We start from the raw sequence: 24,003 nt of genomic DNA on the forward strand, positions 1-24,003 counted from the left end.
GCCAAGGTTCGTTTGTTGAAGCCCTAACCGATAGCGGCAGACCGCCAGTCAGAGCCTCGCGGATTTCGAAATGGTTCCCTCAAGAAGGGCATCAGCCCCCTCCCCGCCGACCCGCCCCAACGTCAAACTCAGCTCAGTGCATCTCCCGCCTGATCGTAGAGCTTCGTCAAAACAACTCAACGTCGCCCCCCCGAAGCTCCGGCACGGGAACTGGATCAATCCGGAAAGCCTCACCAAGCAGGCGCTGCCGCGCACGTCCGGAATCGGGCCAGAACTCGATCCGTCGCGCCTGTGTCCCCCCAAGACTTTGACTCACACACGGTATTTCTTGCTGCTGGAGAAATGCGAGCGCGAAATCGCAGTTCTTTCTTCCGGCATCCGAAAGGCCGGCAATCATTCTGGCACCCCCGAAGAGTTTGGCTCTGAGCCCAGAGCGATGCGCCCCGAGCTTCATCAAATCATTGATCAGCAACTCCATCGCATTGACGCCGAAACTTGCCGCCGCGATTGCCGATCCAGATCGTTCCGGCAGGAGAAAATGGTTCATCCCACCAACTTGCGCAGATGCATCATACAGGCAGCACGCCACGCAGGATCCGAGAATGGTCGTGATCGACCGCGAGCCGGCAGCACAAGCGAGAAACTCGCCCTGCGAAATATGCTGGGGGCGCAGTTCTTGCCCATGGATCATTGCTGACCCTTTCGATTTCCAGATGCCAATCGGGTTTCTCGGCAAAGAGCGAGAATTTCGCCCGCGATCTTCTCAAGTGGGATCGCGCGTTCGGCACCACCATTTTCAAGCGCCGCGCGCGGCATTCCGAAAACGACCGACGTCGCTTCGTCCTGCGCCAGGCAACGTGCACCCGCCCGGCGCAGCCTGAGCATGCCCTCGGCGCCATCACGGCCCATTCCTGTCAACATCAGCGCGACACAGCGCTCGGCATTCCGCAGAGCAGAATCGAACAGAACGTCTACCGATGGACGGTGCCCATTGCGCTTTTCCGCCTCCACGAGGCGGCACCAAAGCGCTCCGCATCCGTCCAGTGCGAGATGGAAACGGCCGCCGGGGGCGAGGTAAATGTGTCCTTGGGAAACATCCGCTCCATCAGAGGCAAGCTGGACCTTCGGCGCGATCTGACGATCTAGGCGCCTCGCAAAATTGGCGAGAAAACCCTCGGGCATATGTTGGGTGATAAGCGTCGGCGGGGAATTTTCCGGGAATGATTTGAGAAGCGTCTCCAAAGCGCCCACGCCCCCCGTCGAGGATCCAATCAAGATGAACTTTCCATTCCAGGAAAACCCTTTCTGGATGACCATGGGCGAGCGGCTCGCCTGGGGCCTCAGACGGGCCGACGCCGCAGCGACCAACAATTCGGGCAGCGCTGCAAACGGTTGATCGAGGCCATCGAAACGCGGTTTGCCGATACATTCGACGGCACCAAGGGAAAGCGCCTCAAGAGCGGCAAGTGAGCCTTGTTGCGTTTCCGTCGATACCATCACGACGGGCATCGGCCGCAAACGCATGAGTTTTTCGAGAAATTCGAGCCCATTCATACGTGGCATTTCGACATCGAGCGTCAGCACGTCCGGGTTGAGCAATTTGATCAACTCGCGGGCCTCGTAAGGGTCACGGGCCTCACCCACCACTTCGAGCCTAGGATCGGAAACCAGCCGGCTCCGGATCAGTTGACGGATGGTTGTCGAATCGTCGACGAGAAGTACGCGTATGGGATTCATGATATCGTCGTCTCAAAATGCGGAATCCGTGGATCCCGAGCGCTCAAAAGTCTTCCCAGTCATCCTCGCGCCGATCGGTAGCTTTGACGACATTTCCAACGATCTCGACGCTGGTGAAGCTCGCCTCGGGCGAAGGCACATGAACCTCTTCGAAAACGTGCGCCTCCACTCTACCGACCTGCCTATCTTCATCGGCCCGCCGCAATTTTTCCGGCCGCAGCAGATCCTCGCCTACGCCAGTCTCTCCCAACGGGACGCGGAATTGCGACGTCGTGTCGCGCAGGGCCATCGCACTTGCATTCAGTGCGTGGCTTGCCGCCGTCGTTTCCTCGAACATCGCGGCATTCTGTTGCGTTACCTGATCAAGCTGGTTCATTGCCTCATTGATTTCGTTCAATCCCTGCGCCTGTTCCTGAGCCCCTGAGGCGATCTCGGAGACACGGGCCGCAATATCGACGACCGACGCCAGAATGCCTTCGAGCGCGCGACCGGTCTCACCCACAAGCCCAACCCCCCGCGAAACCTGTTCGGAGGAGGCAGTGATCAAGGTCGCGATTTCGCGCGCCGCATCGGACGATCTTTGCGCAAGCGCACGGACTTCGGACGCGACGACCGCGAACCCGCGGCCCGCTTCGCCCGCACGCGCGGCCTCGACGCCGGCATTGAGCGCCAGCAGGTTCGTCTGAAAAGCGATCTCGTCGATGACACCGATGATCTTGGAGATCTGCTGAGAACTCGTCTCGATTTCGCTCATGGCGAGAATGGCCTGCTGAACGACCGCACCCGAATTCTCGGCACTGCTACGCGCCTGAGACACGACCGTATCGGCCTCGGAAACACCTTTTGCAGAGGCGCTGACGGATGAGGAAAGCTCATCAAGGGCGGCAGCGGTCTCTTCGAGTGTCGCGGCCTGTTGTTCGGTGCGCTTGCTCAGATCGTCAGAGGCGGAGGAAATTTCGCGCACCTCGGAATCGATCGCAGCAGCGTTCTCGATCACGGCCCGCATGGCCTCGGCAAGGTTGTCGACCGCAGCGTTGAAATCGGCGCGCAGAGCTTCGTAATCGGGCGAGAAAGCAGCATCGATCGTCGTCGACAGATCCCCTTTCGAAAGCGCGTTCAACCCGTCCCGCAATGCGTCGACGACCGATTGCTGCGCCGCCATCATCCGCTCATTCTCTTCCTGAGCGGTAGCGAGAGCGTGAACCGCTTCTGTGACATCATTGCCAATGAACACGATTTTCATCATCCGGTTGGAGCGATCCGCCACCGGGTTCAGCGTACCCTCGAGGATATATTTGGGGCCTGCAGACAAACGCAACAAGAAACGCCCTCTTACCGGATTTCCCCGATGAACCTCTGGCCAGGGATCATTGCCGTCCTCGAAATGAAGCCGCTCCGTGATCTGGGTGCCGATGACCCCCTCGGCACTGGCGCCGAGAAGGGTGCGCAGGCGATCATTGAGGCGCGTGACCGTACCATCGGGAAGCAACTCGCAGACCAGCTGGTTGGAATCGATCGCATCGATCAGGGCTCGTTGCATGCGCAGTTGGGTCACGTCACGCCACTCCACCACGAGACCGAGCGTGCGCCCCTCATCGTCGGTGATCTCGGAAACGTCGACACCGAAACGACCGTCACCAATCTTGATATCGACATTCAGCGGGAGGCGGTCACGGTCGGTCAGAAGACGGCGCGCGGTTTCGGGAACCGCGTGAAATTCATCCATGCACCGCCCGATCAGTCGGTCCGCCGAGAGATCGGGGATCACCTTGTGAAACTCCTCAATCTGGCTTTCGATGAGCCTCTCGACGGCCGGATTGACATGGATGATCCTGAAATCCGCATCCACAAGCATGAGCGCGGCGGAGGCGGTGTCGAAAGCGGTTCCTTGCAGGCGCGCCTCGCGTTGGATCTCTTCGACCGCGGCGAGATCGTGGCGCAGCCCATCGAGCGCCTTGGCGATCACGCCGACCTCATCGCCGCGGGCACGGCCGTCCACCGGGTTGCAATAATCGCCATCGGCGATCGCACCAATGGCCGAACCCAAACGTTGCAACGGACGCGCGACCGAGCGCGCCATCCATCCGGAAAGCCCTGCAAGCAAGAGGACCAGCCAGCTCGCGTGAAACAACATCGATCCAGCGAGCGCCTGAGCCGGCGCGAACAGCTCGTCACGGTCCTGTTCGACGACGGCGGCGTAATCTCTGCCGAAAAGCCTCAGCGGCATGAACACCTCGATTGCCGGCAGACCGCCAAGTGAAGTTCCCTCGACCCGACCGGATTCGGTGGAATTTCCATCGGACAGGGCGGGATCATCTACAATTGCGCCGGGCACGAGACCATCGACCGGATGACGCAGTGCGCCGAGAAGCCGTCCCGCAGGGTCGGTCACATAGCCCTGCCCGGTCTCTCCAAGGCCGCGCGACGCGCTCATGACCTGACCGATCTCAGTCGCGGGCAGCCACAGGACGAGCGCGCCGAGTTTCAAGCCATTCGCACTTATGACGGGCACTGCGGAGAAGAGATGCGGCGCCCCGGAATCGGTAAGGATTTCCGAGAAAACGACGCCAACGCCCGCGTCGGCTTCATCGAGCGCCGCTTGGGCCACCTTTGCGAACGCAGCTGGCGCTTCCTCGATCGGGCGGGTGAATTCGCCGCCCTTTCGCACCGAATAGACCACCCGCCCGTCACGCGCGACGAGATAGAGATCGGCGTAGCCACCCTCATCAAGCGCTTGCTGAAACGCCGGGTGGTAACGGCGATGCTGGATGGCGTAATCGAGGACACCCTCAACCTCCTCGCTGATTTCGCGGGCGCCGGCGGGATCGCTGCCATACAACTCCACGAGGCGGGCGCTCGCCTCTTCACCCAGGCGCGACAATCCCTTGTCGAAGTCATAGAGCGCCCGCGCCGTCGTGGGATTGCCCGCCAGTTGCCGTGTTTCGGACTCGGCATGGAGCGACCAGGCCTCAAGCTGACTCACGCGGGCCTCGAGCGTCCGGCTGAGCCGTCCTTCGCCCTCGCTCTCGAGCAGCGCATAAGCCTCCCGATAGGCGGACGCGCCCATGATCGTCAGCGCGATCATCGCGATCGCCACCAGCATCAAGGGCAGTTTGATCCCGAGTTTCAGATTATCGAGAAAGCGCATCGCAGTCCTCCGGCGCGAAGGGGTCGTCACAACGAACCACCCCGGGCGGGGCAGTTCGGCTTAACCATCGCGACAAGGGCTGAAGATTTGCTAAATCGGATCCGGGAAAGTGAAAGCGCGTTCGATAAAATGCGCAAGGCCTTGTCAGAGGCCGAAAAATGCCGCGCGAAGCAGGCCGGTGCGGCGAGAAAATTCCGACAGATCGAGGGCCCCAGGGGCGAAGGGATCGGGCGAGATACGGGCGCGCTCGAGTTGCGCGCGCGCCTGCCAACCGGGCAAAAGCGCCGCGCGGGCATCCCCTTTGAGCACGCGTCGGCCAGCGTTCAGACGCGCCAGCCCCTCTTGGGCCAAAGCGCGCACCCCGTCGGGCGCGAGCCCCACCAGTGGCGGACGATTGCGCGCGGTCAATTCGGGCCAGGCCTTGAGCAAGGCCGCAAGCCCCGCACCGGCCCCGAAACTCCGCACGCCTGTCTCGGCCTCGGGTGCAGCCCCGAGTGCCTCGGCCGCCGCCCAGTAAAGCGCGCCAGCCGTCTGGTCGAGATAGGCCCAAAGCGCGGACGTGTCGGCAAAGGGGTCCGGCCAGCAATCGGCGCGGCGGGCCTCGGCCACAGCGATCAAATGGCGCGCATGGGGGGCGACGGGACGCAGCCCAGCCCCGATCTCATGCGGAGGCTCGCGCCCTTCCGACAATCCATCCAGCGCGTCGATCCACCATTGCAGACGCATCTCGGCCACCATCGGCTCGGCCGAGGCCCAGGGCGCGCGCGCGATCTCGAGATTGGCGGCGTAGAGCGGCCAAAGACGGTCGCGCAGCGGCGCGGCCGTGGCCATGGTCGCGGCGAACCGGTCGGGATCGCCACGGCGCACGGCCTCTGCCGCCGCATGAAGACTGGCAGCCAGATCGCTCACGCGGGCACCGCCCCGTCGCGCAGCAGTTTCCAGATCATCGCGTCGAGCAGCGCCTCGAACGACGCATCGACTATGTTCGGCGAGACGCCCACGGTCGACCAGCGCTGCCCCGCCCCGTCCTCGCTGTCGATGATGACGCGGGTGACGGCCTCGGTGCCGCCCTGGGTGATACGCACGCGGAAATCGACCAGTTTCATGTCGTCGATGAAGCGCTGATAGGGGCCGAGATCCTTCGTGAGCGCCTTCGACAGAGCGTTCACGGGGCCCCGGTCATGGCCCTGCTCGTCCATGCTCTCGCTGACCGAGAGCATCTTCTCGCCGCCGACCTTCACCACCACGACCGCCTCGGAGATCGACACCATCTTGTCATAGCGGTTCTTGCGCCGCTCGACCGTGACCTTGTAGCGCTTCACCTCGAAGAACTTGGGCAGCTGACCCAGTTCCGCCCGCGCCAGCAGCTCGAAACTCGCCTGCGCGCCGTCATAGGCATAGCCCTGATCCTCGCGCTCCTTGATGATCTCGAGGATGCGGGCGAGGCGCGGGTCGTCTTTCGCTACCTCGATCCCCATGCCTTTCAGGCGCGCGCGCAGGTTCGACTGCCCCGCCTGATTGGACATCGGGATGAGCCGCGTGTTCCCCACCAATGCGGGGTCGATATGCTCATACGTGTCGGGGTTCTTGAGGATCGCGCTCGCGTGCAGACCCGCCTTATGAGTGAAGGCCGAAGCGCCGACGTAAGGCGCGCTTCGCAGCGGCACCCGGTTCAGGATGTCGTCGAGCTTGCGCGAGAGCTTGGTAATGTCGCGCAGCCTTTCATGGCTGATGCCGGTGTCGAGCGTCGAGGCATAGGGCTCCTTGAGCAAGAGCGTCGGGATCAGCGTGATCAGGTTCGCGTTGCCGCAGCGCTCGCCCAAGCCGTTGAGCGTGCCCTGCACCTGACGCGCGCCCGCCTCGACCGCCGCGAGGCTGCCCGCGACCGCGTTGCCGGTGTCGTCATGGCAATGGATGCCGATCTTGTCACCGGGGATGCCCGCCGCGATCACGTCCCGAACGATCCGCCCGATCTCGCCCGGCAGCGTGCCGCCATTGGTATCGCAAAGCACAATCCAGCGCGCACCGGCCACATGCGCAGCGCGGCAGCACTCGAGCGCATAATCGGGGTTCGCCTTGTAGCCGTCGAAGAAATGCTCGGCATCGAACAGCGCCTCACGGCCCTGCGCCACCATATGCGAGACCGAGGCGCGGATATTCTCGAGGTTTTCCTCCAGCGTGATCCCGAGCGCGGTGCTCACATGGTAATCATGCGTCTTGCCGACGAGGCAGACGGCGGGCGTATTCGCGTTCATCACGCCTGCGAGCACATCGTCATTCTCGGCCGAGCGCCCTGCCCGCTTCGTCATCCCGAAAGCGGCAAAGGTCGCCCGCGTCTGCGGCCGCGCGTCGAAGAAATCGCTGTCGGTCGGGTTCGCCCCGGGCCAGCCGCCCTCGATATAGTCGATGCCGATGCCGTCAAGCGCCTTGGCGATTTCGATCTTCTCGGGGACCGAGAACTGCACGCCTGCCGACTGTTGGCCATCGCGCAACGTGGTGTCGTAGAGATAGAGGCGGGATTTGGTCATAGGGTGCCTCCATCGTCCTTGTGTCCCACCCGTTCAGGCGGTCCTGCGTTCAGAGCTCCCGCCCGGCGGCACGCCGGGCCGCGCCCGACCCGCCCCCCAGGGCGGGCGCGTCCCTTGTCTCTGGATGCGCTCTCCATCACAACCCCTCCAGTTTGGTGGGGTCGAAGGACTCGGTGATGTCAATCTTCACGTCCGTTTTCGACATACGCACCTCCAGTCCAGCCGCTAAAAGCATCGACTTCATTGCATCGACCTTCGAGAAGTCTTTGCTCTCCATTGCTTCAGCACGCAAATTAGCAAGTGCCTTCTCGTACGCATCGAAATCAATTGGATCAGAAAGAATATGCGAAAGAGATGTACCGAACGAAACTGACCAGATATGATCCGGATCGAAACCGAGAAACCGAAGCGTTTCTGATAGTTCAATTTTCGCCTGCAAATCGGTTTTCGCGCGCTTCGCAATCGCGTGCATCTCAGCAATTGCCAAAGCAGTATTCAGATCGTCAGCCAATGCAGAAATGACCGTTTTCGAAGGACCTTGGCCTTCTACATTCTCAGCTACCGCATCACGTTCAGCGTCAATGAGTTCCTTCCAACCAAGAAGAGTCTTCTCCGCCTGACGCGCCTTCTCCGCCGTCCAGTCCATCGGCTTGGTGTAATGCGTCTGCAGGAACACGAAGCGGATCACCTCGCCCGGAATGCCCTTCTCGCCATCGTGCCCACCCAACAGATCGCGCACCGTGAAGAAATTGCCCAGGCTCTTGGACATTTTCTTGCCCTCGACCTGCAGCATCTCGTTGTGCAGCCAATAGCGCGCGAACGAGCCCTCGGGATGGGCGCAGCAGCTCTGCGCGATCTCGTTCTCATGGTGCGGGAATTGCAGGTCGATGCCGCCGCCGTGGATGTCGAAACTCGCACCCAGCAGCTCGTAAGACATCGCCGAGCACTCGATATGCCAGCCCGGACGGCCACGTCCCCAAGGGCTGTCCCAGCCCGGCAGCTCGTCATCGGACGGCTTCCAGAGCACGAAATCCATCGGGTCTTCCTTGAAGGGCGCCACCTCGACCCGCGCGCCCGCGATCATGTCATCGACCGTGCGCCCCGACAGCGCGCCGTATTCCTTATACGAGCGCACCCGGAAAAGCACATGGCCCTCGGCGGCATAGGCGTGACCGTCGGCGATCAGCGTCTCGATCATCGCGATCATCGCGCCGATATAATCCGTCGCGCGGGGCTCCGCTTTCTCAGTTTCGACTCCCTTGATTGAGGGGCGCAGCGCCTTCAGAGCATCCATATCCGCGTGATACCAGCCGATGGTTTCCTCGGTCCGCGCGCGGATCAGATCCTCGAGCGAACCCTCGGCCCCGGCCTCCTTGCGCGCCAGCGCGGTCGCGTTGATCTTGTCATCCACATCCGTGAAATTGCGCACATAGGTCACATGCTCGGGCCCGTAGACATGGCGCAACAGCCGGTAGAGCACGTCGAACACCACCACCGGCCGCGCATTTCCCAGATGCGCGCGGTCATAGACCGTCGGGCCGCAGAGATACATGCGCACATTCTCGGGGTCGATGGGTTGGAAATCCTCGACTTTCCGGGTCAGGGAATTGCGCAAACGGATCTGGGTCATGTGTCCTCGCAAAGGTCGGCGGCACCTGCCGGCGGGCTTACAAGGTCATGTGGTTTTTGGAAAGAGAAGACCGGCCCGCGTGAGAGATGTCAGCGGATAATGCAGCAAATGGTGAGGGTCTTCGTCGTCATGGGCAAAGTGTTACGCCCTTCGCGCAAGCCCGTCCAGAGCATTCTCGGGCGTGCGCGCAGCACAGCGGAAAGGCTCGAAGGGCGAGATCTCGACGCGCTTGCCCTCGAAGATACAGAAGGACCCGGGCGGGACCTCTTCCCAATCGCATTCCTCCACTTCGAGCGGTTCGGACACCAGAGCCCGCCCCCGCCGGGTCTCGGACCAACGATGATAGAGCGAGGGCGCGTGCTCGTCGCTCGCATAGCGCGCCGCGTAAAGCCGCACACCATCGGAAAAGGCGACCGTCAGACGCATGTAAGGCGCGCTCCCGCGTTCGCGCGAAAGCGTCTCGAACCGCGCCACCGCCCGCTCCAGCGCAGCTTTCGGATCGGCCTCCAGCCCCTCGGCCAGCGCGATCAGGAACAGCGCCTCGCTATCGGTCGCACCCTTGCGCTGACAATAGAGGCTGTCGGGGATCATCATCTCACCCGCGCGGCGGAAATCATCGTAACCGCCGATCTGGCCGTTATGCATGAATGACCAACGACCCACGACGAAGGGATGGCAGTTGTTGCGGCTCGTCGCCGTGCCGGTCGAGGCGCGAACATGGGCGAGAAACAGCGGCGATTTCACCGTCGCGGTAAGCGAGCGCAGGTTCGGATCGGACCAGGCGGGCATCACGTCGCGATAGAGCCCCGGCTCGGGCTTCTCGCCATACCAGGCCACCCCGAACCCGTCCGCATTGATCGCGGTATGGCCCAGCGTGGCGGACTGGCTTTGGTGAATGAGCGAGTGGCTGGGCCGCGCGACGATCTCTTCGAGAAAGATCGGATCCCCGATATAAGCGGCCCAGCGACACATTTCAGTTCAATACCTTACAGGGCAAAGCTCAACCGAAAGACACGTCTTCCATCGCCTCGACGATGACCAGATCGCGCTCGGAAGCGCCCTTCGCATGGGCGAGCGCGGCCTGATAATCGTTGGAGTGATAGCAGGTCTCGGCGGCCTCCAGCGAGGGGAACCAGGCGACCACGTTGCGCGCCCGGTCATTGCCTTCAAGCTGCACGTAACGCGCGCCGCGCGCCAGGAAGCGCCCGCCATGTTTTGCAATCGCCGGCCCCGCACCTTCGGCATATTTTCCGTACGCCTCGGCATCGAGAACCTTCACATGTGCAATCCAGAACGCACCCGCCATCACAGCCCCTCCAGAAAAGATTTCACAGCCGCCACGGCCTCATCGGCCTTCGACGGATCGGCCCCACCGGCCTGCGCCATGTCCGGACGGCCACCGCCGCCCTTGCCACCCAGCGCCTGCGCCGCGGCCTTCACCAGATCGACGGCGCTGACCTTGTCGGTCAGGTCCTTGGTGACGCCCGCCGCCACCGCCGCCTTGCCGCCCGCATCCGCGACAACGAGGATCACGCCCGAGCCGACCTTCTCCTTCAGCTCGTCCACGATGCCGGGAAGATCCTTGCCCGTGACGCCCGAAACCACTTGAGGAACGAACTTCATCCCATTGATTTCGCTCACTTCCGGTCCACCCGAAGCACCGCCGCCCATCGCCAGTTCACGGCGCAGCTGCGCCACTTCATTGGCAAGCGTCTTGCGCTCATCGAGGATCGCCTGGAGCCGCGACAGAACATCGGCCTCCGAGGTCTTCATCAACCCCTCGATCTCGCCCAGCAGCGCATCGCGGCGGCGCAGCTCGGCCATCGCGACATCGCCGGTGAGCGCCTCGATCCGGCGCACACCGGCCGAGGAGGCGCTCTCGCCCGTCAGAACGAAGGTGCCGATATCGCCGGTGCGCTTCACATGGGTGCCGCCGCAGAGTTCGAGCGAATAGACATTGCCGCTCGTGCCCTTGCCGGAATTGCTCAGCTCACCCATCGAGACGACACGGACCTCATCGCCGTATTTCTCGCCGAACAGCGCCTGCGCGCCAAGATCGCGCGCATCGTCGGGCGTCATGATCCGCGTTTCCACAGGCGTGTTTTGGCGAATGAAATCATTCACTTCACGCTCGATCTTCGCAATCTCGTCGGGCGAGAGCGCCTTGTTATGCGAGAAGTCAAACCGCAGACGATCCTCGGCGTTGAGCGAGCCACGCTGAGCGACATGCTCGCCCAGCGTCCGGCGCAGCGCCTCGTGCAGAAGGTGCGTCGCCGAGTGGTTCGCCCGGATCGAGCTACGGCGGGCATGATCCACCTCCAGTTTCGCACCCTGCCCCTTGGCGATCTCGCCCTCGGTCACCTTCGCGAAATGGATGAAGACGCCCGCGACCTTTTTCGTGTCGGTCACTTCGGCCTTGCCGGTCTCGGTCACGATCCAGCCGCGATCGCCGACCTGGCCACCGCTTTCGGCATAGAACGGGGTCTGGTTGACCACGATCTGCACTTCCCCATTGCTCTTGGCGATCTCGGCCCCGTCCGCCACCAGCGCGGTGATCTGACCCTCGGCCGTTTCGGTGTCGTAGCCCAGGAACTCGGTCGCCCCGAGCTTTTCGGCAATGTCGAACCAGATCGCGGCATTCGCCGCCTCGCCCGAACCCGACCAGCTGGCGCGCGCCTTGGCCTTCTGCTCTTCCATCGCGGCGTCGAAGCCTTCGGTATCGACCTCACGATCTCGCTCACGCAGCGCATCCTGCGTCAGATCGAGCGGGAAGCCGTAGGTATCATAGAGCTTGAACGCGGTTTCGCCCGGCAGCTTGTCGCCCTCGGGCAGATCCACGAGCGCCTCGTCGAGCAGCTTCAGCCCGCGATCGAGCGTGGTCTTGAAGCGCGTTTCTTCCGAATGCAGCGTTTCCTCGATCAACGCCTGCGCGCGACCAAGCTCGGGATACGCCGCGCCCATCTCGCGCACCAGCGCCGGCACCAGGCGGTGCATGACTGGATCCTTCGCGCCCAGCAGATGCGCGTGGCGCATCGCGCGGCGCATGATGCGGCGCAGCACATAGCCGCGCCCGTCGGCCGAGGGCATCACCCCATCCGCGATCAGGAACGAAGTCGAGCGCAGGTGATCCGCGATCACGCGGTGATGCACGTTGCCCGGCCCGTCCGGCGCACCATCGGTCACATTGGCCGAGGCTTCGATCAGGTGGCGCATCAGGTCGGTGTCATAGTTGTCGTGCTTGCCCTGCAAGAGCGCGCCGATCCGCTCGAGCCCCATGCCCGTGTCGATCGACTGCATGTCGAGCGCGCGCATCGAGCCATCCTCGAACTGCTCGTTCTGCATGAAGACGAGGTTCCAGATCTCGATGAAGCGATCGCCATCTTCTTCGGGCGACCCGGGCGGACCGCCCCAGATCTTGTCGCCATGATCGAAGAAGATCTCGGTGCAGGGGCCGCAAGGCCCGGTCGGGCCCATCTGCCAGAAATTGTCCGAGGTCGGGATGCGGATGATCCGCTCGTCGGGAAGGCCCGCAACCTTCTTCCAGATCTCGGCCGCCTCGTCATCGGTATGGTAGACAGTGACCAGCAGACGATCCTTCGGGATGTCGAAATCCTTGGTCAGAAGTTCCCAGGCGAAGGGGATCGCGCCTTCCTTGAAATAATCGCCGAAGGAGAAATTCCCCAGCATCTCGAAAAAGGTATGGTGGCGCGCGGTGTAGCCCACATTGTCGAGGTCATTGTGCTTGCCGCCCGCGCGGACGCATTTCTGCGCGGTCGTGGCGCGGTTGTAGTCGCGCTTCTCCACCCCGGTGAAGCAGTTCTTGAACTGCACCATGCCGGAATTGGTGAACATCAGCGTCGGGTCGTTGCGCGGAACGAGGGGCGAGCTGTCGACGACCCGGTGGCCGTTGCGTTCGAAGAAATTGAGGAAAGTGGAGCGGATTTCGTTAAGGCTGGGCATATCGTCCTGTCTCGCCTGATCGGGCTGGTTCGAACCCGTTTAACGCCGCCCCCGCGCCCTGTCCAGCAATCGAAAAAGGCCGGGACGTCGCGGTCCCGGCCTTTGCAATCCCTGTATGCGCCGATCAGTCTTCGGTCAGCGCATCATCTTCCGACATATTGTCGAATTCGAGCCCGTGGCAGGCGCGGATCTTGTCCTCGATCTCATAGGCGATATCGGGATGCTCGCGCAGGAACGTCTTCGCATTTTCGCGGCCCTGACCAATGCGCTCGTCACCGTAGGAATACCAGGCGCCCGATTTCTCGACGACTCCGGCTTTCACGCCCAGATCGACAAGCTCGCCCATCTTCGAGATGCCCTCGCCATACATGATGTCGAACTCGACCTGCTTGAAGGGCGGTGCGACCTTGTTCTTCACCACTTTCACGCGGGTCTGGTTGCCCACGACCTCGTCACGATCCTTGATCGCACCGATGCGGCGAATGTCGAGGCGCACGGAGGCGTAGAATTTCAGCGCATTCCCGCCCGAGGTGGTTTCCGGCGAGCCGAACATCACGCCGATCTTCATGCGGATCTGGTTAATGAAGATCACCATGCAGTTCGAGCGCCCGATCGAGGCGGTCAGCTTGCGCATCGCCTGGCTCATCAGGCGGGCCTGGGCGCCGACGGTGTGATCGCCCATATCGCCTTCGATCTCGGATTTCGGCGTCAGTGCCGCGACGGAGTCGACCACGACGAGGCTCACCGCGCCCGAACGCACCAGCGTATCGACGATTTCCAACGCCTGCTCGCCCGTGTCGGGCTGCGAAATCAGCAACTCGTCGAGATCTACGCCGAGCTTGCGCGCATAATGCGGATCGAGCGCATGTTCGGCATCGACAAAGGCGCAAACGCCGCCCTTCTTCTGCTCTTCCGCGATCGCATGCAGCGTCAGCGTCGTCTTGCCCGAGCTCTCCGGCCCATAGATCTCGATGATCCGCCCCTTGGGCAGACCGCCGATCCCGAGCGCGATATCGAGGCCCAGCGAGCCGGTCGAGGTCGCCTCGATCTCGCGCGCGGGCGTGTCGCCGCCGAGCTTCATGATCGAGCCCTTGCCGAATTGCCGCTCGATCTGCGCAAGCGCCGAGTCGAGCGCCTTTTGCTTGTCTGCCTTGGAGTTCTTGTCCATCTCGAAAAGCTTCGCTACTGCCATTGTCCGCTTCCTTATTCCATAACCGAGGCGTGGCGGCAATGCAGCCCGGTCGCCCGCTTGTTTCTATAATGTTCTCTTTTGCACCATGCGCACGAAACAAGAACATTTCAATCAATTTCTTCGGAGTTCATCCTGCGCGTGCATGGTTAAAGAACGGTTTACGCCGAACGGGCCGGCAATTATGACGGGAACAAATTTTCGACCAATGCGGGACAGATGCTGATTTTCTGGAAACAAAGGCTGGCTTTTCTTGCGACGCCCAAAGCGGGATCTTCCGCAATCGAGGCTGCGCTGGAGCCACTCGCCGAACTTGCCGTGACGCGCCCGCCCGAACTCAAACATGTCAGCGCCCGCGATTTTCGCACCCATTTCGCCCCCTTTCTGAGCGCACAGGCGGGGGCTCCGTTCACAACGATCGCCTTGATGCGCGAACCGATCGACTGGTTGCGGTCGTGGTATCGCTTCCGTCTCTTCGATGGCGGCGCGAGCGACCCGGCCCTAGCGTCCGCCTACAGTTTCGAGCAATTCGCGCGCGATTTCATGGCGGGCCCGAAACCGGGATCTATCGACATCCCGACCCAAGCGGAGTTTCTTTGCGACGCATCCGGGACGCCGCTGGTGGATCGCATTTTCCCCTATGAGCGCATCGGGGATTTCGTGCATTTCCTCGAAGACAATCTCGATTTCGCCATCACGCTGCCGCGCGTGAACGTGCCGCCCGCCGCAGATGTCGGGCTGAGCGCTGAAACCGAAGTCGCCTTGCGTGAAACGATGGCCCGCGATCTCGCGCTCTACGCGCAGATTTGCCAGTGACTGCGGTCATCCCAATTGCTCTTGCACCGTCGCGGTCAACTCGCTGAGCGAGAAGGGTTTCGGAAGGAAAACGGAGTTCTCGACCGGTGAGGTGCCGTTCTGGAACGCGTCCTCGGCATAGCCGGACATGAAAACGGTGCGCGTACCGGGACGTGCCTTGAGAGCCTCGCGCACCCAGCTTGGTCCGTCGCGCCCGGGCATGATCACGTCCGTGACGAAAATATCGACGGCCAGCCCCGGATCTTCGAGCAATTCAAGCGCCTCTTCCGCGCTGTCGGCCTCGAGCACCGTGTAGCCGCGCAACTTGAGCGCACGCGACGCGAAGGCGCGCACGGGCGCCTCATCCTCGACAAGGAGCACCGTCGCATCTGCGCGCATCGCGGGGCCGGGCCGGGCCTCTCCCCCAGCCTGCTCCGCTTCGGCCTCGCTCCGCCGCGACGCAAAGGCGGGCCCCGCGGCTTGCGCATTGGCCGCAAGCCGATCGGACGTGAGACCGAGGGGCAGATCCTTCGGCTCGGAATCATCCGCCTCGGCGAGCTGGTCGAAGGCGGGCAGCAGGATCGTGAAGCTCGTCCCCGTCCCCACCACTGAATCGCAAAAGATGTAACCGCCGGTCTGCTTGACGATCCCGTAAGCCGTCGACAGCCCGAGCCCGGTCCCCTCGCCCGTCCGTTTCGTGGTGAAGAATGGCTCGAAGATCTTGCTGCGTTTATCGGTCGGAATGCCGATCCCCTCGTCATCAACCTTGATCACGACATAATCGCCCTGGGGCACCGTGACGCGATCGCGCAACTCGTCGCCGTCAACCCGGCGCATCCCCGTCTCTACCCTTATCTGCCCGCCTCCCGGCATCGCGTCCCGGGCATTCACGACAAGGTTCATGATCACCTGCTCGAGTTGACGCTTGTCGGCCCGGACGGGTAACAACTCGGGCGCATGAGAGATGCTGAGCGAGACCTTTTCTCCCACAAGACGATTGAGCAGATGGGTCAGCTCAGAGAGCGTATCGCGCAGGTCCAGGATCTGCGGCTTGAGTGTCTGCTTGCGAGAGAATGCGAGCAACTGCCCGACCAGAGCCGCGGCGCGGTTCGCATTCTGGCTGATCTGGTCGAGATCGGCATAATCGGGATCGCCCTTGTCGTGGCGAAGCATCAAGAGGTCGCAATGGCCTGAAATCGCGGTCAGCAAGTTGTTGAAATCATGTGCGACACCACCAGCAAGCTGGCCGATGGCCTGCATTTTCTGGCTTTGCACGAATTGCGCCTCGAGCGTCTTGAGCTGGGTCGCGTCCGAGAGCACCGCAAGCAGCCCTGCGCGCCCGTTTTCGAGGATACGCGACAAGGTCACCTGAAGGAAAACTTCCCGATCGCCACGCCGGACGCGCAAGACCTCGGGGCGTCCGTCCGCGCGCCCCGCGAGAGCCTCGTTCACCCAATCCGAGACCGGCCGCCCCAGCCCTTCGAGCAGATCCGAGAGCCGCAGCTGCGGCTCGACCCGCCCAAGCAGCCCGCGCGCCGCGCGGTTCGCCGCGCGCACTTTCCCGTGCGCGCTGAGTTTCAAGAGCGCCACGGGCAGCGCTTCGAAATTCGCGCCCTCTGCGCCGCGCCGCGGCCCCGCGATGGGCAGCAGATAGACCTCGGACCGTCCCGCCGCCCCCTCAATCTGCGCCACGACGGCGCTCACCGCTCCCTCTTCGGTGCGGATCTCATGCTCTTCGCCCGAGCGCAGCGGTAAATCCGCGAAGATCCGGTCGAGCGATCGCACCCGCTCCCCCACGAGGCGACGCAACGCCTCGTTCATGAACAGGATGGTTCCGCCCTTGGAAACCGTCAGCATCGGCAGGCTGATCGTCTCGGCGCCGCGCCCGCCGATCACCCGCTCCGCCATATCCTCCAGTCGCCAGAGGAAGCCAGCCTCACCGATGCGATGAACCGAGAGACGCAGATGCCCGCGCCGGGTAACGAGATCCTCCCGGGCTGCCCCCATCGCAGCGGCCTTGTTCTGCAAGCGCCGCAGCACCGCCGCGGGATCGGCGAACAGCTCCGCCAGCGTGCGCGCCAGCGCCTGCCCGCCCCGCGAGCCAAACCGCTCGAGCGCCGCGCGGTTCTGATAGCCGATCTCACCCGCCTCATCGGTGGAGAAACTGGGCGACGCGTCATGCGAGATGAATTGCGCCAACGCATCTTGCAGTTTCGACTGGCGTGCGCGCTGCGCCACGAATGCCACCCGCATCACCAGCGAGGTCACCAGCAGCGTTCCCGCCACCGAAAGCAACAGCCAAGTCGTCAACCGGTCGGGCACAACCACCGCCGCCCCCGCCGCAACCAGAGCCGCGAGCGCAAGATAGACCGCCCCCGGGGCGAGCGTCGCCAAGGTTTTCGACAGGGGTTGCAGCGCCAGCTCGTTTCGCGCCACGCGAACCTCCTTGGATGAATCGTCTCGCCCCAATAGCGCGTCAAAAGCGTTAAGGCCGCATTAACAAGAGCAGACATTCCACCTTGAGGCGAGTCTTTAAGGGCGCGTTTACGCTTTGCGTTCAAATTGAGCGACGAAGAATCCGTCACCGCCTGTCGCGGGGCTGTAGGACCGTTGCGAGACCAGATCCCAGCCTGTGCGCCCGGCGAATGCCGCAGCCTGCGCGTCGTTTTCATCCGCAAGGAGCGAACATGTCATGTAGACCAGCCGCCCGCCCGGCGCGACCAGCGCCGACGCCTCATCGAGGATGCGCGCCTGAAGCGCGACGAGATCACCAAGCCGTTCCGGTGTCAGGCGCCATTTCGCCTCGGGCGTGCGTCGCCAGGTCCCCGACCCCGAACACGGCGCATCGACAAGAACGAAGTCGTAGCCCGCCCCCGGCTTACCCGGTGCACAGATCGAGACCCGGGCCCCCGCCCGGTCCGCGCGCAGTGGCAGATCGCGCATGCGACCGGCATCGATGTCATGCGCGCAGATCTCGCAATCTGGGCACGCCGCGACCAGAGCAAGAGCCTTGCCCCCACCTCCGGCGCAATAGTCGAGGATCCGCATCCCCGGCGCGAGTGGGATTTGCCCGACAGCCGCCTGTGACGAGACATCCTGCAATTCGACGAACCCCTCCTGATAGGCCCGCGACTGCTGGATCCGGCGTGCGCCTTCGCCAAGTTGCAGGGCGCTCGGGCTCAGGGGATGCGCCTCCGCCTGGATCCCGTCCTCGGCCAGAACGGCGATCGCCGCGTCGGGCGTGGTGCGCGCGATATTCACCCGGACGAAAACCGGCGCGCGGGCGCGCATTGCCTCGGTCACGGTGTCGAACTCAGATCCCAGCCGCTGGGTCAGCGGCGCGAGCAACCACTCCGGCCAGTCGCGCCGCGCAAGATCGGGCGGCGCGGGTTTATCGAGGGCGGCGCGCTCGTCGGGGCCAAGCGGCTCGGGGGCAAAACGCTCGCCAGTGAAGATCGTCTCGGGATCGACGCCTTGCGCGCGCAACAAGCCCAATATCAGCGCCCGGCCGCCCTGCCCGCCCCCCAGGGCGGCAAAGCTTCCCCTGCAACGCAGGACATCGAAGACATGATCGCGGATCGCGGCGCGATCCTTCGATCCGGCAAAACGATGGGCACGCGCCCAGTTGGTCAACGCCTTCTCGGAGGGCTCTCCGGTCGTGATCCGGTCGAGAATTTCGATCGCGGCGGCAATGCGTGCGGCTGGGGTCATGACGATGTTCCTGATGGCCTCGCCCGTCTCTAGCCCTCGCGATCCTTCAGCGCAACGCATCGGACCGACGCGGCCATGCCCTGGCCTTGATCGACTGGTCGAAACAATTCTCAGTTTTGCCATATTTCAGACCCGATCTCGCTCTTATTCGCCCGCAACTTGGCGAGAGCGAAATGTAAGTGAGTCAGGGGTGAGCCATGCGTATCCTGCGACGCCTAATCAGAGATGAAGAGGGATCGGCGACGATCGAAGGCCTGCTTTGGCTGCCTCTTTTCGTCGGCCTGATGGGGATCACCGTCGACGTCTCGATGGTCTTCAACGCGCATGCGCGGATCAAGGGTGTGCTGGAAGACGTCGACCGCGCCTATTCGGTAGGTCGGCTCGAATCGACAGCGCAAGTCGAAGAGCGGGTCGCCGCCCTTCTGGCGCATTACGGCGACACCGTCACCGTCTCTACGACCGAGGTTGATGGCATCATCGGCACCACCGTCACCGTGCCGATGTCCAAACTCGTTGCGACGAAATTTCTTCCCAAAATTCTCGACATGACCCTGACGGTTCAGGATTACCGGTACAAGGAGGCGTAACGTGTCCAGCGGCGATATCAAACATTTCGCGCGATCCGAAGAAGGCGCGCTCACTCAATTCTCCCTGCTCTGGCTCGTCCTGACGCTCGCCGTCGGCGGCCTCGCCGTGGACGTGTCGAACGGCTATCGCGAGCGGGCCCGGATGCAGGATGCGGCGGACTCGGCCGCGCTCGGTGCGATCTACCTCGCCTCCGATCCGACCACGACGCTCGAGGTTGCGACCGACAAGGCGATCGCGCTGGCCCAGCAGAATCTCGGGAATGGATCGGACCAGGTCGTGACCAACAGCGACGTTGTCTTCGGTTATTTCAACGAGGACACCGGCAGCTTCCAGACGAATTACAGCGACGACGAAAACCTCAATCGCGCCGTCAAGGTGACTGCGAGCCGCAGCTCGGACCGCCAGAACGAAACCCCGACCTTCCTGACGCGCTTTGCGGGACATGACGGTTGGGAAATCAACACTTCCGCCGTGGCCGAGGCCTATCTTCCGGCCTGCCTTGTGGAGGGTCTGAGCGCGAACGGCGTGATCGACCTGCAGTCGGGCAACACCTTCGCCTCGGGCTTCTGCCTCTACGCGAAGGATTACGTGTCGCTCAACCAGAACAACGTGTTCGAGCCCGGCGCGATCGTTTCGATGCCCGATGTCAGCAAGCTCGACATTCCGGCTTCGGGCTTCACCAAGAACGACGGTCTGAAAGACTCGCTGCGCACCGCTTTCTACAAGTTGCGCATCATCGATCGCATCAACGAGATTATCAACTCGCTAGAGGCCGGCAGCTCCTTCCTGCCCGATTACATCACCGACAAGACGATCTACACGCTCACGCCCAAGGCTGGCAAAGTCCTGACCACCAGCTTTGAGTCCGGCAAGATGTACCGCCTCAGCTGTCCGGGCAACTCGGTCACGATCGACGGCGATCTGCTGCGCGACACCGTGGTCTTCGCGAGTTGCCCGATCAAGTTCGCTCAGGCGGCGGGGCTGGAAAACGTGATCTTCACCAACACCTCGACCGACGCCAAGAGCTTCTCCGCCCCGAGTGGCCTGCGTCTGGGCGAAAATGACAACTGCGCCGAAGGCGGTGGGGCCCAGCTCATCACCATGGGCGGCGTATCGAACGCAGCCAAGATGGAATTCTATGGCGGCCAGATCATCGCAGCGGGCGACGTCTCCTTCTCCGCCCAGTCGAACGGGATCGACGGGATCGCCATCGTCTCCGGCGGCGGTATCGACGGCACCTCCAATTCGACCTTTGGCCATTGCGGCTCGGGCATGGAAGACAATATCGCGCTGAGCTACTTCCGCCTGCGCCTCTGATCTCCAAGATCGCAGCCAGATCCCGAAAGGCCCGCCTCATCGGCGGGCCTTTTGTCATGGCCTGCCCGCAGCGCTTGCGCGATTGCGTCACCGGGCCAAGAATGAGATAGCTTCCCGCGCCGCCCGCAAGACGAAAGACCCGCATGACCGATCCAGCCCAAAGCCAAACCCTGCCCCGCCAAGCCTTGCCTCGCGTCGTGGCGATCGGCTTCAACAAATGCGGCACGAGATCGCTGGCGGAGCTGTTTCGCGCGGCCGGTCACCGGGTCATCCACCACAAGATCCGCGACCGATGGCCCGTGCCGCGCCGGATCGGCAAGGTGATGCGCGACAACCTCGACGCCGGGCGAAAGGTCTTCGACAGTGCCGAGGACTATACTTTCTATTGCGACCTGATCGTGAATGACGGACGCTCCACCTGGGATGGTGCAGGCGCCTTTCGTGAAATCCTGCGCGACTATCCCGATACGATCTTGCTGCTGAACCTGCGCGACCGCGAACAGTGGATCGCCTCACGCCTCAAGCATGGCCACGGCGAATTCGCCAAGCGCGAGATGGCCGCGCGGGGCCTGAGCGATCTCGAGGCGCTGAAGGATGAATGGCGCGCCGAATGGGATCGCCATCTGTCGGACGTGCGCGCCTTCATGGTCGACAAGCCCGCGCATTACATCGAATTCAATTTCGACAACGACGACCCGGCCGAGCTTTCCGCTAAGCTGCCCGCCTACCACCTCGACCCGGAATCGCTGCGCGATATCGGTCGAAGCCGGGGCAAGAAAATGAGCCCGCTCAAGCGCGCCGCGAAAAAACTCAACGCGCATCTGCGCCCGCGGTTCTTCCGCTAGGAGGTCACAATGATCCTCAGCCACGCCCATCGCTTCATCTTCCTTCACAACCGCAAGACCGCCGGCAGTTCGATCTCCGTCGCCCTCGCGCGCTATCTCGGTCCCGAGGATCTCCAGCTCAGCGCAATCGTCGAGACCCTGCGCGAGGGCATCCCACTGACTGCGCGAGTCAAACGCGAAGCAAACCGCCAGATGAACGGAACGCTGCCGCTCTTTCGGCTGCTCGGGCCAAAACTCTACGGGCGGGTCGTGACGCGCGCGATCGACCATAGCTACCGCCCGTTGCTTGGCCGAAAACCGCCCCACAGCCCGGCCGCGACGATCGAGCGGGCCTTCCCGCAGGAATGGCGCGGCTACACCAAATTCTGTGTGGTGCGAAATCCCTGGGACAAAACAGTTTCCGACTATTTCTGGCGTATCAAGGGCAAGGACAGCCCCCCGAGTTTTTCCGATTACGTCCACGCGCTTGCCAAAGGGGATACGCTCGGTGGCATCGTCCCTCTGGAGTTCCATGACAACTGGCCCCTGTATTCGATCAACAACCAGATCGCCGCCGACCGCATCATCCGCTACGAGACACTCGCGGAGGGCTTGAAGGATACGCTCGCCGCGATCGGGATCGACTGGGATGGCTGGCTGCCCCACGCAAAGAGCGGCACACGCAAGAGCGCCGCGCGAAAGGGCGATTACCGAAGCCATTACGATGACGAGACCTCCGCCCTCGTCGCCGAACTTTACGCCCCCGAAATTGCCGCGCACGGATATGCCTTCTGAGCTCGACCCATTGCCTCCGCCCACCCTGCAAGGGTAAGCAGGGCCCGACAAAGGCGAGGCGCGACATGAAAAAACAAGTCATCTGCATCCGTTGGGGCGAGAAATACGGCGTGGATTACGTCAACCGCCTTTACGCGATGGTCGCCCGCAACATCACGCCGCCCTTCGATTTCTACTGTTTCACCGACACGTTCGAAGGGCTCGATCCGGGCATCACAGCTATGGAGCTGCCCGATCTCGGCTGCGACATGCCGAAGGTGCGCCAGGGGATCTGGGGCAAGTCCCGGCTCTGGCGCGCGGATCTCGGCGGGCTGTCGGGGCCGGTCCTGTTTCTCGATCTCGATGTCGTCGTGACGGGCAATCTCGACGCGATGTTCGAACATGGATCGCCCGATGACGTGATCCTCACCCGCAACCCCAACACCCCGTTCGAGCGGCTGGGCCAAACCTCGCTCTATCGCTTTCCGATCGGAAAACTGGCGCCGCTGCGCGAAGAGTTTCTCGCCGATCCGCAGGGCACGGCCGAGAAATATGTCTTCGAGCAACGCTTCGTCACGCGCCGCACTCCGGGCGGGGTCAAATTCTGGCCGAGAGGCTGGATCGCCACCTTCAAGTGGCACTGCATTCGACTGTTTCCGATCAATTTCTTCGCGCCACCCAAACTGCCCGAGGGCACCAAAGTCGTGATCTTCCCCGGGGCGCTCAATCCGCCCGACGCGATCGCGGGACGCTGGAACAACCGCACAAGCCACATGAGCCCTTGGGAGCATCTCAAGGCGGGCCTGCGCGGCGAACGCGAGGGCAGCCTGTTCCGGCACCTGCGCCACTTCCTTTGGCCCACCAAATGGGTCGAGGACGCCTGGCGCAAGAAGCCCTAATCGATCAGCCCGAGCCGGCGCGCCAGATCGCGGGCGCGCAGATCCTCGACCGTCTCGGCCTCGATGCTGTTGACCGTGCGCATGACCTTGCGCCGATATTGATCGGTCTTTGCGACGAGGTTCGGCCCACGCGCGATCTTCGCCTCGAGATCGGCCTTCGAGCGCGTGTAATAATGATTGAGCTGCACGGCCTGCGTCGAATAGAACCCCGGCTTTTCACGCGCCTCGAGCGTGGCCTTCACCCCCGCGTCATTCCAGGTCTCGCTGCTTGCGTCACTTTCCATCGAGTGCACCCGAACTGCGGTCAGCCGACAGGGATCGACGAGCATCTTGAAGGCACGGATCCCGGGGGCGTCGCTCATCGGATCGCGCACGCGCATCAGGTAATTCGCGAGCACCCCTCCGTCGGGGGCGGTCTCATGGCCGGAAAAGCCGAACATATGCCAGGGGAGCGAGACATTCGGTATGTCGCCGAGCGGCTCGAGTGACTGCACAAGGCTGTTCGAGGCGGTGGGCACGAGGAACTCGTCGACATCGACAAAGGCCATCCAGCGGAATTCAGACCCGAAATTTCCGGCCGCATGGGCATAGGCGAGCACCTGGTTATGAATTTCCCGGCCCAGACGGATGTCGCTCAGCCGCTGCGCCCAAGGGATGATCGTGAGCGCTTCGGGCGCAAGCACATCGCGCAGGATGTCCCGCGTGGCATCGGTGCTCGCGTCGTCATAGATCACGAAATGACGCACACCGACCGCGTGATGAAACCGCGCCCATTCCTCGATGTAGCGCGCCTCGTTGCGCACGATCGCTGCGATGGCAACGCCATGACGGCCGGGTGCAGGCTGCGGCGTGCGCAAGCCCAGTTTCGAGATCTTCGCCCGGCTGAGCAGTTTTCGCAGCATC

20 protein-coding genes are annotated in these 24,003 nt (G+C 62.8%); 6 read left to right on the forward strand and 14 right to left on the reverse strand.

Annotated elements, in window-relative coordinates; translation table 11 throughout:
* Positions 1 to 166: 166 nt before the first annotated feature.
* From BMG00_RS01140 to BMG00_RS17765, 11 genes are all read right to left on the reverse strand, one after another.
* Entirely contained in the window at positions 167 to 691 is a 525-nt protein-coding gene (locus BMG00_RS01140) for a chemotaxis protein CheD (protein WP_078527782.1), read from the reverse strand.
* Positions 688 to 1,737, reverse strand: a complete 1,050-nt coding sequence (locus BMG00_RS01145) for a protein-glutamate methylesterase/protein-glutamine glutaminase (protein WP_078573141.1) — start codon at positions 1,735 to 1,737, stop codon at positions 688 to 690. Before BMG00_RS01145 ends, BMG00_RS01140 begins: the two co-directional genes overlap by 4 nt.
* A gap of 43 nt (positions 1,738 to 1,780) precedes the next feature.
* On the reverse strand, positions 1,781 to 4,885 hold the full coding sequence (locus tag BMG00_RS01150; RefSeq protein ID WP_078573142.1) for a methyl-accepting chemotaxis protein: 3,105 nt from the start codon (positions 4,883 to 4,885) through the stop codon (positions 1,781 to 1,783).
* A gap of 144 nt (positions 4,886 to 5,029) precedes the next feature.
* Positions 5,030 to 5,794 (reverse strand): squalene/phytoene synthase family protein, encoded by a 765-nt coding sequence (locus BMG00_RS01155; RefSeq protein ID WP_245794922.1) that lies wholly within the window; start codon positions 5,792 to 5,794, stop codon positions 5,030 to 5,032.
* Positions 5,791 to 7,413: a citramalate synthase gene (gene cimA, locus BMG00_RS01160; protein WP_078573143.1), complete on the reverse strand. Its 1,623-nt coding sequence runs from the start codon at positions 7,411 to 7,413 to the stop codon at positions 5,791 to 5,793. The genes BMG00_RS01155 and cimA overlap by 4 nt, the downstream gene beginning before the upstream one ends.
* 136 nt (positions 7,414 to 7,549) lie before the next feature.
* Complete coding sequence (cysS, locus tag BMG00_RS01165; protein ID WP_078573144.1) at positions 7,550 to 9,043, reverse strand: cysteine--tRNA ligase; 1,494 nt, start codon at positions 9,041 to 9,043, stop codon at positions 7,550 to 7,552.
* Between the two features lie 141 nt (positions 9,044 to 9,184).
* Positions 9,185 to 10,015: a class II glutamine amidotransferase gene (locus BMG00_RS01170; protein WP_078573145.1), complete on the reverse strand. Its 831-nt coding sequence runs from the start codon at positions 10,013 to 10,015 to the stop codon at positions 9,185 to 9,187.
* 28 nt (positions 10,016 to 10,043) lie between these two features.
* Positions 10,044 to 10,349 carry a DUF1330 domain-containing protein gene (locus tag BMG00_RS01175; RefSeq protein WP_078527794.1) on the reverse strand — a complete coding sequence of 102 codons (306 nt, stop codon included), beginning with the start codon at positions 10,347 to 10,349 and terminating at the stop codon, positions 10,044 to 10,046.
* Positions 10,349 to 13,003, reverse strand: a complete 2,655-nt coding sequence (gene alaS, locus BMG00_RS01180) for an alanine--tRNA ligase (protein WP_078573146.1) — start codon at positions 13,001 to 13,003, stop codon at positions 10,349 to 10,351. Before alaS ends, BMG00_RS01175 begins: the two co-directional genes overlap by 1 nt.
* 124 nt (positions 13,004 to 13,127) lie before the next feature.
* Complete coding sequence (gene recA, locus BMG00_RS01185; protein ID WP_078573147.1) at positions 13,128 to 14,195, reverse strand: recombinase RecA; 1,068 nt, start codon at positions 14,193 to 14,195, stop codon at positions 13,128 to 13,130.
* A gap of 111 nt (positions 14,196 to 14,306) precedes the next feature.
* The gene (locus BMG00_RS17765) at positions 14,307 to 14,564 is read right to left on the reverse strand and encodes a hypothetical protein (RefSeq protein ID WP_245794923.1); all 258 of its coding nucleotides are present in this window, start codon (positions 14,562 to 14,564) and stop codon (positions 14,307 to 14,309) included.
* A 54-nt stretch (positions 14,565 to 14,618) separates the two neighbouring features.
* Between BMG00_RS17765 and BMG00_RS01190 the strand changes: the two genes are divergently transcribed.
* Complete coding sequence (locus tag BMG00_RS01190; RefSeq protein ID WP_245794924.1) at positions 14,619 to 15,008, forward strand: hypothetical protein; 390 nt, start codon at positions 14,619 to 14,621, stop codon at positions 15,006 to 15,008.
* Between the two features lie 6 nt (positions 15,009 to 15,014).
* Here BMG00_RS01190 and BMG00_RS01195 read toward each other — a convergent pair whose 3' ends face one another.
* Together BMG00_RS01195 and BMG00_RS01200 are read right to left on the reverse strand one after the other, a co-directional pair.
* Positions 15,015 to 17,423 carry an ATP-binding protein gene (locus tag BMG00_RS01195; RefSeq protein WP_425443990.1) on the reverse strand — a complete coding sequence of 803 codons (2,409 nt, stop codon included), beginning with the start codon at positions 17,421 to 17,423 and terminating at the stop codon, positions 15,015 to 15,017.
* A 108-nt stretch (positions 17,424 to 17,531) separates the two neighbouring features.
* Positions 17,532 to 18,698, reverse strand: a complete 1,167-nt coding sequence (locus BMG00_RS01200) for an RsmB/NOP family class I SAM-dependent RNA methyltransferase (protein ID WP_078573148.1) — start codon at positions 18,696 to 18,698, stop codon at positions 17,532 to 17,534.
* 197 nt (positions 18,699 to 18,895) lie between these two features.
* Between BMG00_RS01200 and BMG00_RS01205 the strand changes: the two genes are divergently transcribed.
* The 5 genes from BMG00_RS01205 to BMG00_RS01225 all read left to right on the forward strand — a co-directional run bounded on the left by BMG00_RS01205 (position 18,896) and on the right by BMG00_RS01225 (position 23,100).
* Positions 18,896 to 19,285, forward strand: coding sequence for a TadE/TadG family type IV pilus assembly protein (locus BMG00_RS01205; protein ID WP_078527805.1), 390 nt, complete (start codon positions 18,896 to 18,898; stop codon positions 19,283 to 19,285).
* Between the two features lies 1 nt (position 19,286).
* Positions 19,287 to 20,603 carry a pilus assembly protein TadG-related protein gene (locus tag BMG00_RS01210; RefSeq protein ID WP_146642527.1) on the forward strand — a complete coding sequence of 439 codons (1,317 nt, stop codon included), beginning with the start codon at positions 19,287 to 19,289 and terminating at the stop codon, positions 20,601 to 20,603.
* A gap of 143 nt (positions 20,604 to 20,746) precedes the next feature.
* Positions 20,747 to 21,448, forward strand: a complete 702-nt coding sequence (locus tag BMG00_RS01215) for a sulfotransferase (RefSeq protein ID WP_078573149.1) — start codon at positions 20,747 to 20,749, stop codon at positions 21,446 to 21,448.
* 9 nt (positions 21,449 to 21,457) lie between these two features.
* Positions 21,458 to 22,222, forward strand: a complete 765-nt coding sequence (locus BMG00_RS01220; RefSeq protein ID WP_078527810.1) for a sulfotransferase family protein — start codon at positions 21,458 to 21,460, stop codon at positions 22,220 to 22,222.
* Positions 22,223 to 22,287: 65 nt separating this feature from the next.
* A complete protein-coding gene (locus BMG00_RS01225; protein ID WP_078573150.1) occupies positions 22,288 to 23,100 on the forward strand; it encodes a glycosyl transferase in 813 nt (270 codons plus the stop codon).
* Here BMG00_RS01225 and BMG00_RS01230 read toward each other — a convergent pair.
* On the reverse strand, positions 23,097 to 24,002 hold the full coding sequence (locus BMG00_RS01230) for a glycosyltransferase family 92 protein (RefSeq protein ID WP_078573151.1): 906 nt from the start codon (positions 24,000 to 24,002) through the stop codon (positions 23,097 to 23,099). The genes BMG00_RS01225 and BMG00_RS01230 overlap by 4 nt on opposite strands.
* Position 24,003: the final 1 nt, after the last annotated feature.

The organism is Thioclava marina (assembly GCF_002020135.1).
In the GTDB taxonomy this organism is placed as follows: Bacteria; Pseudomonadota; Alphaproteobacteria; order Rhodobacterales; family Rhodobacteraceae; genus Thioclava; species Thioclava marina.